Raw genomic sequence first — 11,560 nt, forward strand, 5'->3', positions numbered from 1 at the left:
GAGCACGCATGCCACACGCCGTCCAGCCAAAGTCGAATGACCGAAACATCCCGAAGGATACCTGGCCAGGCACCCAAGCTCCTCACCCCACAGCAGCCGAACGACTGGTCGCGCAGGTGGCGACCGACCTTCGAGCCGGTCGAGGACTGCAACCGGCACACCTCCGCCTTGGGGGCATGGAACGCGAAGGTGGCGACCAGCTTTCGGCGGGTCGAGGATCGCAACGACCGGAGTACGCGAGCGCGGCCCGGAGCCGACAGGCTCGATCAGCCGATCGGTGGTGCGAGGTACTCCAGCGCATAACCGTCGCCGGAGGGGGTTACGCGGGCGATGCCGGGTGAGTCGAGGTGGGCGCCGGCTACGAAGTGGTCTGGTTGGGTCAGTTGTTCGAGGAGCGCCGCTCGCGCGGCGCGAGCCTGGGACTGGTTGCCGTCGAACTCCCAGGACACGTTCGGCTGATCGAATTGGAGCGTGGGAACGTGAACGGTGTCGCCCCAGGCGAGAAGATGGCCGGTGCCGCTCCTGACGTGGTAGACGGTGTGACCGGGCGTGTGGCCCGGTGTCGGGATCGCGGTGGTCCAGTCGTTGATCGCGACCGTCTCCGACACGGGTACGACCCGGTTGCGGATCGGCTCGAGCCGCCCCGTGAACACCGAGGTGTCGCCCGCGCCGATCCACACGCGCTCGAGTTTGGTGAACGCCTCTGAACCGTCCGGCGCGATCAGGCCGCTCACGTGGTCTTCGTGCTTGTGGGTGATGGCCACATCGGTGACATGCGCGCGGTCGATGCCCGCTTCGTCGAGCGCGTCGTAGATCAATCCCATGGTGGGGTCGTGCCAGGCGTTGGACGCGCCGGTGTCGATGAGAACCGACCGTGTGCCGTCGGTGACGAAGAAGGCGTTGACCGATAGCCGCAAGTTGTCGCCGGCCAGCGGGACGGCGGCCGGCAGCTCATCGAGCGTGCGTCCATCCTCGTCGCGGAGCCGTGTCGGCGGCATGTCGATGTACCCGTCTCGCAACGAGATCACCTGCAGATCGCCGAATTCGAACGTGGCATGGTGCCGGCCACTCGAGATCAAACGCATGGAACCCCTCCGTCGTGTCGGACGCACATCGTGCGTCTTCGATAGAAGATCATATCTTCTTTAGGAGAAACTCTACACTGTGGGCAGCGAGGTACCCATCGATCGAGGAGCACCGTGGCCGAGCAAGACGGAAACGCGGCCGAACCACAGCACGGTGACGACCTGGCCGGCGCGTTCGGCGGTAACGTGCGGCGACGCCGCGAGGAGGCGGGCCTGACGCTGGAGCAGCTGTCCACACAGTCGTCGGTCAGTCGGGCGATGCTGTCCAAGGTCGAACGCGGCGAGAAGAGCCCGACGATCGGCGTCGCGTCCCGGATCGCCCACGCGCTCGATGTGTCGCTCTCGGACCTGATCGGTGCGCCTGCTGCTGCCGCGTCCGGTGTGGCCGTTGCCATGCGCAAGAACGAGCGCCCCGTTTTCCGTGACCCGGAAACCGGCTTCGAGCGGCACATCGTGTCAGCGGCCCCGGGCGCGGGACGAGCCGAGATGGTCGTCCACTACCTCCCCGCGCAGGTCTTCACCGGGCTGCTGCCCGCGTATCCGCCGGGTACGGAGAAACAACTCATGGTGCTCGAAGGCACCCTCACCGTCGCGGTCGGCGGGATCAGCCAGACCCTGAACACAGGCGACTCCCTGTTCTTCCAAGCCGACGCGGACCACGGCTTCGCCAACCGAACGAACGCTCCCTGCGAATACATCATGGTCATCTCGCGCAGAACCTGATCGGCCGCCTGACGCCGACGATCAGGCGATGCGCCACGCCCTCGGCACCGTCACGCGAGGATTCGCCGCCGCGACGCCGGAAGCCCTCGCCGAAGGCCGGGAACTCGCACGGTCCATCGAGCAGAAGGCCCGTATGGACAACCTGATGATCGAGCTGGACGTGAGAACCGTGGAAATCCTCGGGAACGCCTGAGCATGTGTCGTGCCCCTGCCTCGACGGGCGACCGGGGCCGCGTGGCACCGGCACCGGCGATCACGCGGTCGGTCACGCGGTCGGTCACGCGATGATGGCTCGACGTCACCGCGAGGAGGGACCTCGACATGGGTACGCACAACAAGCCCACACCGCCCCCGCGACCCGCTCCGGAGCCCTCCCCCGACGGCGACGACCCGACGCTGCGCAACCCCGCTCCGGGCACGCGCAAGAAGCCGAAATGAGCGTCGAGGACGAGCATCCGGGCGGTCGAAGCCCTGCATGCCTTGGGCGAGTTCGAGCATCCCTGGATGCGCGGGGCGTTCGCGGGGATTCCGCGGCACCGCTTCGTCCCCGACACCGTGTGGATTCCCGACGCGGGCGGCGGGTACCGCGCCCTGGAACGGTCCGCGAAGCCAAAACGGTGGGCCGAGGCGGTGTACGCGCCGCACGCCGCGTTGCTGTGCGCACGTGCCGGGCCCGACCGGGTGTGCACGGTCGAGATCGATCCCGCGCTCGCCGCCCGGGCCCGCGAGGCGCTGGAGGCGGCCGGCCGGCGGGTGGACGTGGTGTGCGGGGACGGCGAACTCGGCCACCGCGAACACGTGCCGTTCGCGCGGGTGATCGCCACCGCCGCCGTGAGCCGCCTCCCCCACGCGTGGATCGAACAAGCCTTGCCCGGAGGCGTGTTCGTCGCCCCCCGCGTCGTCCCCTTCCACCAAGGCGGCCTGCTGCGACTCGTCGTCGCCGACGACGGGACCGCGTCCGGCGGCTTCGACGGCGGGGTGAGCCCACCAGCCCAGGCTCTGGGACTTCCGCGCCACCGTCACCCCACGCGGAACCACCTACCGGGTCGGCAACACCGATCAACCCTTCGCGCGGGACCCCGGCCCACCCGGCCGATAGGGCCACCGAAGCGTCGACACGGCACAGCGGTGGCGAACGTCGCTACCGTCGCCTCGCCCGCCGATCGGGGACTACGGCCCCGGCACGGGTTGTCACGCCGGGGCCGGTTCACGGCGGAAGGGCCCGGCGAGTTCGACGGCCGCCTCCCCCGGCCGGAACACGCCCACCTCCGTCTCGTCGCGCCCGGCCCGATGGGTCGCCCCGGGAATCGCCACCGTGCCGGCGGTCAGGATCGCGCCCATGCGTTCGCTGTCGTGGCCGCGGTCCCAGCGCAGGCATCGGGTGGTGTTGCTGCGTCGGGGGCACGTCCGGATCGTCCGTACAACGCGGCGCGACGGTGTCCGGGGCAGAGGCGGAATCGCGAACGCACTCCGACCGCGTGCGTGCCGTCGGAGCCTCTCCGACACTCCACCCCAACCTGGTTGTCTATTCGAACTGGCCATGGTTGGCTAGTTCGAATAGACAACCGGTGCGGGTACCGCCGCCTTCCCGCTCGACGGCGCGCCCCGCGTTCCCGAGACGAAGGACCGATCGCATGTCCACGGATGCCCTGTTCGACCAGCCCGACATCACCGACGCCGACCCCGACGGCCCGGCCCCTCTCCCCTCCTACACCGGACACGCAACCCGCGTCGGCAACACGTGGGTCGTCGAGATCAGGGACCTCCCCGACGGCCGGACCGCCACAGCCCAGGGCCGAACGTGGCGTGAGGCGAAGGAGGCGACCGGGGCCGGCGTCAGCAAGCACCTTCCGGCCGGACACAGCGGGTTCGGCGTCGACCTCGTCCCCGCCGACCCCGACGCCGACGCGGCGATCACCGCCCTGATCGAGGCGCGCGTCGCGCTCGCGTACGCCGAACAGGCCGTGCGCGACGCCGCACGCCACGCCGCCCGCACCCTCATCGACCAGGGATGGAACAACCGCGACATCGGCGCCGCCCTGAGTCTGTCCCATCAGCGCGTCTCCCAGATCGCCCCCCGCGACGCGTGAACTCCCCCGCCCCCGGCGGTCGACGCGTCGGCGCCGGGACTCCCCGAGTTGGTCGTGTCCGTCAGGCGCCGGCGGTGGTGATCGCTTCCAGCGACTCGGCGAGCACTTGGCCGCCGTCGACGACCAGCCCCTGGCCGGTGATGAACCCGGCGTGTTCGGAGGCCAGGAACAACGCCGCGTGGCCGATCTCCTCGCTCGTCGCGAGCCTGCCCATCGGAATGGACCGGGCCATGTCGCGGATGTATTCGGAACCGAGTTCCACCACGCCCTCGGTGAGGACGTTGCCGGGGAGCAAAGCGTTGATCGTGATGCCGTGGGGGGCCAACTCCAGGGCCGCGGCCCGCACAAAGCCCATTTGTCCGGCTTTGCTGGCCGCGTAGTGGCTCCAGCCGGGGTAGCCGGTGACGGGTCCGGTGATGGACGAGGTGACCACGACGCGACCGTGCGAGCTGCGCCGCAAGGCGGGCAGGAAGGCCGTCACGGTGAGCATGGTGCCACGCAGGTTGACGTCGAAGACTTCGTCGATGCGCTCGGCGGTGAGGTCGGTCAGCCGAGCGTTGGGGAAGATGCCCGCATTGCAGCAGACGACGTCGACGCCGCCCAGCGCCTCGACCGCGTCGTCGGCGAGACGTGAGATTGCCGTCGGGTCGCCGATGTCCGCCGCGATGCCGGTGACTTTCCCGCACGTAGCGGTGAGTTCCGTCGCGGTCGCGTGGAGGTCGGCGGCGTTGCGGCCGGTGATGACCACGTGGGCTCCGGATCGGGCGAAGACGGCGGCAATTCCTTTGCCGATGCCCTTCGAGCCGCCGGTGACCACGACACGGCGGCCGTCCATGGATGGGGGTGTCATGAATGCTCCTGGGGTGTTTCGGGTGGGGCCGGTCGGATGGTCTTGTCGTCGGTGGCTCGCACGGAAGCAGCCCTTCGACTCCCGGCGCGATCGTTCTGGACCGGCCGGCTCACTGCTCTGCGATGGCACGACGTCCGTGACGTCTGTTTCCCCAGACGTATCGGCCGGCGACAGTGCGTGCTTCACGCTGTCGGTCGGCTACGTAGGCCGACTGCCGCGCCGCCTGCGATCAGTCGGCGAGGAGGAGAGGGCGGCGGTGACGCCCGGATGAGAGTCGAGCCCGGGCACCGGCGCCGTGGGCATGATCAATCCGCGGTGCGGAGGTCGATGGCTGTCGACCGGCGGGCGCGCCACCATCGGTTCTGTGTACCGAGGTATTTGTCCGCCAGTTCGGCGCTCGCCCGGGTGAACCCCGCGCCCTTGGCCCGCGCGAGGTCGGTATCGGGGTGCGAGCCCAGCCAGGCGACGACCATCAGGCGTCGCAGCATGATGAAGGTGGGGATCTCGTTCTCGTCTTCGGTGGTGAGTGCGCGGACCCGCCGGTAGCCGGTGAGCCAACTGTCGATGAGGTCGGGGACTTGCGGGGTGTCTTCGAGGAAGGTGAGGGCGGCGGCCAGGTCGTAGAGGAACCAGCCGGAACCGCAGTCGTCGAAATCGATCACGGCGGTCTGGTCGCCGTGCACGAGAAGGTTGGCCAGCCGGAGGTCGGCGTGGATCAACCCGAATCGGCTCGGGCGGGTTCCGTATCGCCGCAACCGTTGTTGGATGATCGCTTCCGTGTCCGCGAGCACCCAGCGGACCTCGCCGGTGGCGCCGGGCCCGTCCTGCCACCGTCCCCAGTGCGCGTGCGTGCCGAGCATCGCGGCGAGGTCCCACCGCATCCGCGTGAACCCGGCGGGGGGCGTCCACGTTTCAGCGTGCCGGTGCAGGCGTGCGGTGATTTCTCCCAGCCGTTCGAACTGCGGAGCGGGCACGTTCTCGTCCGGAGCGTCACCGGGGATGAGGTGAAAGAGGACGGCATGACGCCGCTGCCCCCCTGCGGTGAGCGGATCGACGCTGACAACGAGGCGGCCGTCCAGAGCAGGAATCGGCTCCGGAGTGGCGATCTCGGTGTCGTTGCGGAGTGCCGCGACCCAGGCCAGTTCGGACCGGACCTCGGCGGCCGTGTGGTAGTCGGGGCGGTGGACCCGCAGGATGCGGGGGGCCGCGCCCTGCCCGACGTGGACGCGATAGGTCGCGTTCTCCGAGAGGTTCAGCAGTTCGAGTGGGGTGTCGCGGTCGATGCCGTATGCGGGCAGGATGCGGCGTGCCAGGGAGTCGTACGGTTCATCGGGGACGGCACCGGGTGTGTCGTCGCGGTCGAACCCGGGTCTTTCGGGGGACATGCCTTCTCCTGAGGGCGCGGGCAGCCGGAGGGTCGGTGGGGTCGGGGGACTGGACCGTCGGTTCAGTGGTCACGTCCCTCGATGGCCGCCAGTGCCGCGTCAATCGCGTGGCGTGCGGTGGTGACCCCTTCCAGAGTGCCGCTGATGTACACGCGTCCGGCGGCGCCGATCATTTGCACGTCGACCAGGGTGTTCTTCGGCGCCGCGCGTTCCGCCTCGTTCGCCGCCAGGGCCGCGTACAGCGCGGGGGTCATCTCCATCACCAGCAGTGTCTGCCCCGGCAGGATCATGGAGGCTTGGCGGGTGCGGTTCAAGATGACCGCGTGCTGGTCGGTGACGTCCTCGATCACGTCGGTGTACAACACGCGGGGCTTGAGCTGGTCGGCCGGGCTGCGGTGGATCCCGGCCTGGATGGCGGCGCCGGCGCGCTCCAGATCATCGGTGTTCTTGGTGTGGAGTTCGAGGATGCCGAACTGGCGTTCCACGAAGAGCAGCCCGGGTTCCGCGGCGGGCACCGCCTTGAGCGCCAGGTCGATGACACGCTCGATGGCGAGTCCGGGGGCCACTTCGATGATCAGGGCGTGGTCGCCTTCCAGGGGCGGATAGCCGCGGGCTCGGGTGGGGGTCCCCAAGTACGCGGCGAACTGCCGCTGGAGGCTGCGCAAGGTCAGGTATACGCGGAGTTCGGTCGGCGGCGCGGCGGACTGCGCCGCGGTGCGGTCCTGCGCCGCAGTGCGATCCTGCGCCGCGGTGCGGGGGCGCCGCCGTGCGGCGCCCGCCGTCGGCTCGTCGGAGGTCGTTGTCATGGCGCTCAGCCGTTGGTGGTTCCGCCACCATTGAAGTGTCGGTTCACTTCGGGGTGGGGGCGGGGGATGACGTGGACGGAGACGAGTTCGCCGACCTGGGCGGCGGTGTCCGCACCGGCGTCGGCGGCGGCCTTGACCGCTCCGACGTCGCCGTTGATGACGACCGCGACCAGGCCGTCGCCGACCTCCTCGCGACTGATGATGGTCACGTTCGCGGCCTTGACCATGGCGTCTGCGGCGGCGAACGCCGCGACGTAGCCGCGGGTTTCGATCATTCCGATGGCATCGGACATGAGGGTCCCAACTTTCGTGTTCAGGAGTTGCGGTGGGTTGTGGAAGTCTCGTCGACGGAGCCGATGATCAGGGCGTCGATCGGGGCGTTGTCGGGAAACCGGCGGGCGGCGCTCATGCCTTGGGCCACGAGTACGCGTTCGCCGACGCCGGTTCCCAGGACGTCGAACGCGACGATCACCTCCGGCGATGCGTCGAATGCCACAGTCAGGAACGCGCCCGACGGGACGCCGGTGACGCGTCGGGTCGACCAGACGGATCCGGTGACGGTGCCGATGCGCATCAGGCCCCCTCCCGGTCGATGCGGATGCCGAGTCGGCGGGCCGTGTCCCGCCCCAAGGGGGTGATGACGGCGCGGGGGCCGGCGACGATGTGTTGTCCGGCGGCAGCCGCCGCGGTGACCACGGCCTCGCCGACGGCGCCACGCTCGATCCGATGGACGCGCTGTGCCGGTGAAGGCTCGGCACTGCCGCCGCGGGCAGGGTCACCGTTGTCGAGCCGGAACCGGATCCTGCGGTCGTCGAGGGCTGCCCGTCCCTCGGGTGTTGCGGTGAGATCGAGCAGCAGTCGCACGAAACGCGCGAGGTCCGCGTCGTCCCGGAGCACCACAGGGCGGTTGTCCGGCTCGACGGTGGTCGGTGCGGCTGCGGGAGAAGGCGGCGAACTCCCGTGATCCGGTGTGGCGGAGGTCAATTCGGCGACCGCTTCGCGAACCGCCTCGGCGACGAGGCCGCGCAGTTGATCCCACGAGGTCCCGCCGGTCGACAAGCCGATGGCCGACTGCGTGCTGTTCATGGCCTGGCTCGCACGGCTTCGCGCGCGGCCTCTGCGGCCATGCGGACGTCGGATTCGGTGCCGCTGAGGTAGACGCGCCCGGTGGCGCCCATCATGCGGTAGTCGACGACTTTGATGTCGGCGGCTTTCTCGGCTTGGTTCGTGGCGAGGATCGCGTATGACGCCGGGGTGACTTCGAGGGTGAAGAGTGACTCGCCCGGCAGGACCATCGAGCCGGACTTGTTCCGGTTGATCAGGAACGCGTGCCTGGGATCAATACTCGTGATCGTCTTGTCGGCCAGGATGGTCGGGGTGGGCACGGCGGAGGGATCCGCGCCCAGTGCGTCCAGGATGGCGTCGGCGGCCGAACGCACCGCGTCCGTGGACCGTGAGTGGATTTCGAGGTAGCCGAACTGCCGCTCGACGACCAGGATGCCGGCCTGAACATCGGCGTATTTCAGCGCCACGTCGGTGAGCGGCTCGATGTCCAGACCCGGCGCGACTTCGATGATCTGCGCCGACATGTTGGTGCGGGGCAGGCTGCCTCGCACGAATGTGCCGAGGTAGCACATGGTCTGTGGCTGGAGTTGATCGATGAAGATGAACGAGCGCAGTTCAGCCATGGTGTGCTCCCAGCGCGTTTTGCAGCTCGGCGCGGACGAGCCGGCGGATCTCTTCGCGCAGCAGGTCGAGTTCCTGACGACCCGCCCGGCCGTCGGGGGTCTGGGATGCACCGGCCGGCCGGGCCGTGTCGTGGGGGGCCGGGCGGGCCGCGGGCGGCGTGGGCCGGGCGGTCCACGGCTGGAGGCCCGCGAAGTCGTCGAACGCGACGCCGGCATCACGGTTGTACGCCACGCGCGTGTATTGCACGAGGTGGCGGGGTTCCAGGTTCTCGCCGAGCGAGCTGCGGCCCACGAACCCGGTGCCGATGGTCATCGTGGGTGCGAGGTTGGTCTCGAATCCCGAGCTGCCCAGACTGGCGCCGACGTTGACGCTGATGCGCATGGCTTCCACACCCGCCCCGAAGGCCATGATGGCGGCCCGATCGCGGCTGTGGATGGCGGCGGAGTGTCCGCGTCCGCCCCAGCGCAGCAACAGCCGGGCCAGTCGGATGCCGCGGGTCGCGTCGGCTACCGTGTGGAATCCCAGGACGGGGCAGAGCTTCTCCTGTGTGAGCGGTTCTTCGAACGGCCGCTCGAACGGCGCGACGAGCACACGCTTGCCCGGACGGATGCGGAATCCGGCCTGCTCGGCGATCCAGGCGGCGTCCCGGCCGATGGCGGCGGTGCGGAGGCGGCCCTCGGGGTAGAGCCAGGCCCTCAGGCGGTCGCGCTCGACGGGGTCGCACACATGTGCGCCGGCGTCGTCGAGAGCGCGCAACAGGTCCGCCGCGATGGAGTCTTCGGCCAGCAGCACCGATTCATTGGTGCACAGGACGGAGTTGTCGAACGCCTTGCTGGCCACGATGCGTTTCGCGGCCGCGACGACGTCGGCTGTGGCGTCGACGAGCACGGGCACATTGCCGGGTCCGACGCCGAGGGCGGGGTTCCCGGAGCCGTAGGCGGCGCGCACCATGGGGGTTCCCCCGGTCGCCAGCACGACGCCGCAGCCGGGGTCGGTGATGAGGGCGTCCACCAGAGGGATGGTCGGTTCGTCGACGACCTGGACGACATCGGCGGGTGCTCCGGCCGCCACGGCCGCCGCATGGAGCGTGCGGGCGGCGTCCGCGCTGGCGGCCTTGGCTGCGGGGTGCGGGCTGATGACGATGGCGTTCCGTGTCATCAGCGCGAGCATGACCTTGAAGTAGACGGTCGAGATCGGGTTGGTCGACGGTGTCAGTGCGACGACGACACCGGCGGGGCGGGGGATTTCCAGGATCTTGGCGTCCGCGTCGTAGCGGGCGCTGACATGGTCCTCGTCTCCGTAGCGGGCCAGGAGACCCAGCGAGCACGCCTGGTTCTTGGTGGTCTTGTCCGCGACCACGCCGAACCCGGTTTCCCGCACCGCCCACTCCGCGTAGCGGGCGGCGTTGTCATGCCCGGCTTGCGCGACGGCTCGAACGATGCGGTCGACCTGGGCGCGGTCGAATGAGGCGAATTCGTCGGCTGCCCAACGCGCGCGTTCCAGCAGGGTTCGTGCGCGTGCTGCCGCATCGGGGCCCCAATCGGTCGTGCGGGCCTGGGCCCGCTGGGCGCTCACGCGGCCCGCCCGGACGTCACTCGTGCGGCGTCGCGGGCTTGGCCGACTGCCGTGTGGAGGCGTTCGAGCAGGTCATCGACGAGTTCAGGAGACATCAGCAATCCCGGCTTGAACTGGAGGACACGGGTGTCGAGTGTGGAGAAGATGGCCCAGACGCCGTTGTCATACAGCGCCCGCATGACGAGTTGGGCGCCCACGGGGTGGTCGAATTCCAGGCCGATCACCAAGCCGTTCTGTCGGATGCCGACGAAGAAGTCCGGATGATCGGACCGGATGTCGCCCAGGCCGCGGCTGAGACGGGCCGCGATCGAGGCGACGGTCGCTTTGGTCTGGGGGCGCCCGGTGATCTCCAGGACCTTCATGGCGACGATGCAGCCGAGTTCGGCCCCGCCGAAGGTCGAGATGTGGCCGAAGCCGTCCTCGTCCAGCCAGCCCGCGACCTTGTCGGCGACGATGACCGCGCCCAAGGGGTAGAGGCCTCCCGCGGTGCCCTTGCTCGTGACCAGGATGTCCGGCACGACTCCGGCCTTGTAGATGCCCCACATCTCGCCCGTGCGCATGAGGCCGGTCTGCACCTCGTCGGCGATGTAGACGGTCCCGTACCGTTCGCACAGATCCTTGACCCCGGCGAGGTATCCGGGTTCGGGCATCACGAAGCCGTAGGTCGCCGGCACCGTCTCCAAAAGGACCGCGGCGACGTCGCCGCCCCGCAGCGCCGACTCCATCGCGGACAGGTCGTTGAAGTCGACCTGGGGGAACTGGGACGGCTCGTCGACCAGGAACAACCGTGAGAACCGCGGGTTGCCGGCGTTGACGGCGAGTCCGGTGTGGCCGTGGAACGCGTTCCGGATGGACACGATCTTGCGGCGCTTGGTGGCGTGCCGGGCGGTCTTGAGCGCGATGTCGATCGCCTCGCCGCCGCCGGCGGCGAAGATGACCTTGCCCATGCTGCCGTCGCAGGTGGCGAGCAGGCGTTCCGCCAGTGCGGTGCGGGCGACCGACGCGAAGTGGTGGTTGCCCACGTCGTAGTGGGTCATCGCCTCGTTCATGGCCGCGACCAGTTCGGGGTGCCGGTGGCCGAGGCTGTAGGTGCCGCCGTTGAGGTGGGCGTCGATCAACCGTCGGCCGTCGGCGTCCCAGAGGTGATACCCGTCCCGGCGGTCGATGACGAGGTCGACGCCCTGATCCAGCCAGAACTGCGTCTTGCCGGGGTTCCATGCGGCACGGGAGCGATCGAAGAAGTCGTCTCTCGAGGAGTAGGAGACGAAGCCGTAGTCACGCATCATCACTCCTTCCTCGACCGGCGGACCACGTCCAGGCCGTCGTTTTGGTTCATACCGTATGTGTACCGATTGGC

The 11,560-nt window shown here is 69.3% G+C and carries 14 protein-coding genes and 1 pseudogene; 4 read left to right on the top strand and 11 right to left on the bottom strand.

The window, feature by feature from the left end; genetic code table 11:
- Window positions 1-266: 266 nt before the first annotated feature.
- Window positions 267-1,112 (bottom strand): MBL fold metallo-hydrolase, encoded by an 846-nt coding sequence (locus tag A3IC_RS0141445; protein ID WP_205354599.1) that lies wholly within the window; start codon window positions 1,110-1,112, stop codon window positions 267-269.
- A gap of 87 nt (window positions 1,113-1,199) precedes the next feature.
- Between A3IC_RS0141445 and A3IC_RS0141450 the strand changes: the two genes are divergently transcribed.
- From A3IC_RS0141450 to A3IC_RS73825, 3 genes and pseudogenes are all read left to right on the top strand, one after another.
- The gene (locus A3IC_RS0141450; RefSeq protein WP_020555957.1) at window positions 1,200-1,808 is read left to right on the top strand and encodes a helix-turn-helix domain-containing protein; all 609 of its coding nucleotides are present in this window, start codon (window positions 1,200-1,202) and stop codon (window positions 1,806-1,808) included.
- 28 nt (window positions 1,809-1,836) lie between these two features.
- Window positions 1,837-2,001: a hypothetical protein gene (locus A3IC_RS69310; RefSeq protein WP_020555958.1), complete on the top strand. Its 165-nt coding sequence runs from the start codon at window positions 1,837-1,839 to the stop codon at window positions 1,999-2,001.
- A gap of 311 nt (window positions 2,002-2,312) precedes the next feature.
- A pseudogene (locus A3IC_RS73825) lies at window positions 2,313-2,690 on the top strand (hypothetical protein); the annotation flags it as partial.
- Window positions 2,691-2,999: 309 nt separating this feature from the next.
- Here the strand turns inward: A3IC_RS73825 and A3IC_RS69315 are convergent.
- Window positions 3,000-3,149 (bottom strand): hypothetical protein, encoded by a 150-nt coding sequence (locus tag A3IC_RS69315; protein WP_020555959.1) that lies wholly within the window; start codon window positions 3,147-3,149, stop codon window positions 3,000-3,002.
- A 293-nt stretch (window positions 3,150-3,442) separates the two neighbouring features.
- Here A3IC_RS69315 and A3IC_RS59600 point away from each other — a divergent pair, with 293 nt between their 5' ends.
- A complete protein-coding gene (locus tag A3IC_RS59600) occupies window positions 3,443-3,898 on the top strand; it encodes a hypothetical protein (RefSeq protein WP_020555960.1) in 456 nt (151 codons plus the stop codon).
- Window positions 3,899-3,959: 61 nt separating this feature from the next.
- On the opposite strand, the gene fabG is transcribed toward A3IC_RS59600, so the two are convergent.
- The 9 genes from fabG to A3IC_RS0141510 all read right to left on the bottom strand — a co-directional run bounded on the left by fabG (window position 3,960) and on the right by A3IC_RS0141510 (window position 11,486).
- Window positions 3,960-4,748: a 3-oxoacyl-ACP reductase FabG gene (gene fabG, locus A3IC_RS0141470; protein ID WP_040878020.1), complete on the bottom strand. Its 789-nt coding sequence runs from the start codon at window positions 4,746-4,748 to the stop codon at window positions 3,960-3,962.
- Between the two features lie 305 nt (window positions 4,749-5,053).
- On the bottom strand, window positions 5,054-6,133 hold the full coding sequence (locus tag A3IC_RS0141475) for a phosphotransferase enzyme family protein (RefSeq protein WP_020555962.1): 1,080 nt from the start codon (window positions 6,131-6,133) through the stop codon (window positions 5,054-5,056).
- Window positions 6,134-6,195: 62 nt separating this feature from the next.
- Window positions 6,196-6,939 (bottom strand): hypothetical protein, encoded by a 744-nt coding sequence (locus tag A3IC_RS0141480; protein ID WP_020555963.1) that lies wholly within the window; start codon window positions 6,937-6,939, stop codon window positions 6,196-6,198.
- A gap of 5 nt (window positions 6,940-6,944) precedes the next feature.
- The gene (locus A3IC_RS0141485) at window positions 6,945-7,214 is read right to left on the bottom strand and encodes a BMC domain-containing protein (protein ID WP_321184159.1); all 270 of its coding nucleotides are present in this window, start codon (window positions 7,212-7,214) and stop codon (window positions 6,945-6,947) included.
- Window positions 7,215-7,252: 38 nt separating this feature from the next.
- Window positions 7,253-7,513 carry a EutN/CcmL family microcompartment protein gene (locus A3IC_RS0141490; protein WP_020555965.1) on the bottom strand — a complete coding sequence of 87 codons (261 nt, stop codon included), beginning with the start codon at window positions 7,511-7,513 and terminating at the stop codon, window positions 7,253-7,255.
- Window positions 7,513-8,025: a hypothetical protein gene (locus A3IC_RS0141495; RefSeq protein ID WP_020555966.1), complete on the bottom strand. Its 513-nt coding sequence runs from the start codon at window positions 8,023-8,025 to the stop codon at window positions 7,513-7,515. The genes A3IC_RS0141490 and A3IC_RS0141495 overlap by 1 nt, the downstream gene beginning before the upstream one ends.
- Window positions 8,022-8,627, bottom strand: a complete 606-nt coding sequence (locus tag A3IC_RS0141500; protein ID WP_020555967.1) for a BMC domain-containing protein — start codon at window positions 8,625-8,627, stop codon at window positions 8,022-8,024. The genes A3IC_RS0141495 and A3IC_RS0141500 overlap by 4 nt, the downstream gene beginning before the upstream one ends.
- Window positions 8,620-10,203: an aldehyde dehydrogenase family protein gene (locus tag A3IC_RS0141505; protein ID WP_020555968.1), complete on the bottom strand. Its 1,584-nt coding sequence runs from the start codon at window positions 10,201-10,203 to the stop codon at window positions 8,620-8,622. The genes A3IC_RS0141500 and A3IC_RS0141505 overlap by 8 nt, the downstream gene beginning before the upstream one ends.
- Window positions 10,200-11,486 (bottom strand): class-III pyridoxal-phosphate-dependent aminotransferase, encoded by a 1,287-nt coding sequence (locus tag A3IC_RS0141510; protein WP_026219330.1) that lies wholly within the window; start codon window positions 11,484-11,486, stop codon window positions 10,200-10,202. The genes A3IC_RS0141505 and A3IC_RS0141510 overlap by 4 nt, the downstream gene beginning before the upstream one ends.
- Window positions 11,487-11,560: the final 74 nt, after the last annotated feature.

It is taken from the genome of Embleya scabrispora DSM 41855 (genome assembly GCF_000372745.1).
GTDB classification, from domain to species: domain Bacteria; phylum Actinomycetota; class Actinomycetes; order Streptomycetales; family Streptomycetaceae; genus Embleya; species Embleya scabrispora.

Bases quoted from the DNA above. Each gene is read 5' to 3' on its own strand.
- A3IC_RS69310 (WP_020555958.1), top strand. From the start codon at position 1,837: ATGCGCCACGCCCTCGGCACCGTCACGCGAGGATTCGCCGCCGCGACG.
- A3IC_RS69315 (WP_020555959.1), bottom strand. From the start codon at position 3,149: ATGGGCGCGATCCTGACCGCCGGCACGGTGGCGATTCCCGGGGCGACC.
- A3IC_RS59600 (WP_020555960.1), top strand. From the start codon at position 3,443: ATGTCCACGGATGCCCTGTTCGACCAGCCCGACATCACCGACGCCGAC.
- fabG (WP_040878020.1), bottom strand. From the start codon at position 4,748: ATGACACCCCCATCCATGGACGGCCGCCGTGTCGTGGTCACCGGCGGC.
- A3IC_RS0141475 (WP_020555962.1), bottom strand. From the start codon at position 6,133: ATGTCCCCCGAAAGACCCGGGTTCGACCGCGACGACACACCCGGTGCC.
- A3IC_RS0141480 (WP_020555963.1), bottom strand. From the start codon at position 6,939: ATGACAACGACCTCCGACGAGCCGACGGCGGGCGCCGCACGGCGGCGC.
- A3IC_RS0141485 (WP_321184159.1), bottom strand. From the start codon at position 7,214: ATGATCGAAACCCGCGGCTACGTCGCGGCGTTCGCCGCCGCAGACGCC.
- A3IC_RS0141490 (WP_020555965.1), bottom strand. From the start codon at position 7,513: ATGCGCATCGGCACCGTCACCGGATCCGTCTGGTCGACCCGACGCGTC.
- A3IC_RS0141495 (WP_020555966.1), bottom strand. From the start codon at position 8,025: ATGAACAGCACGCAGTCGGCCATCGGCTTGTCGACCGGCGGGACCTCG.
- A3IC_RS0141500 (WP_020555967.1), bottom strand. From the start codon at position 8,627: ATGGCTGAACTGCGCTCGTTCATCTTCATCGATCAACTCCAGCCACAG.
- A3IC_RS0141510 (WP_026219330.1), bottom strand. From the start codon at position 11,486: ATGCGTGACTACGGCTTCGTCTCCTACTCCTCGAGAGACGACTTCTTC.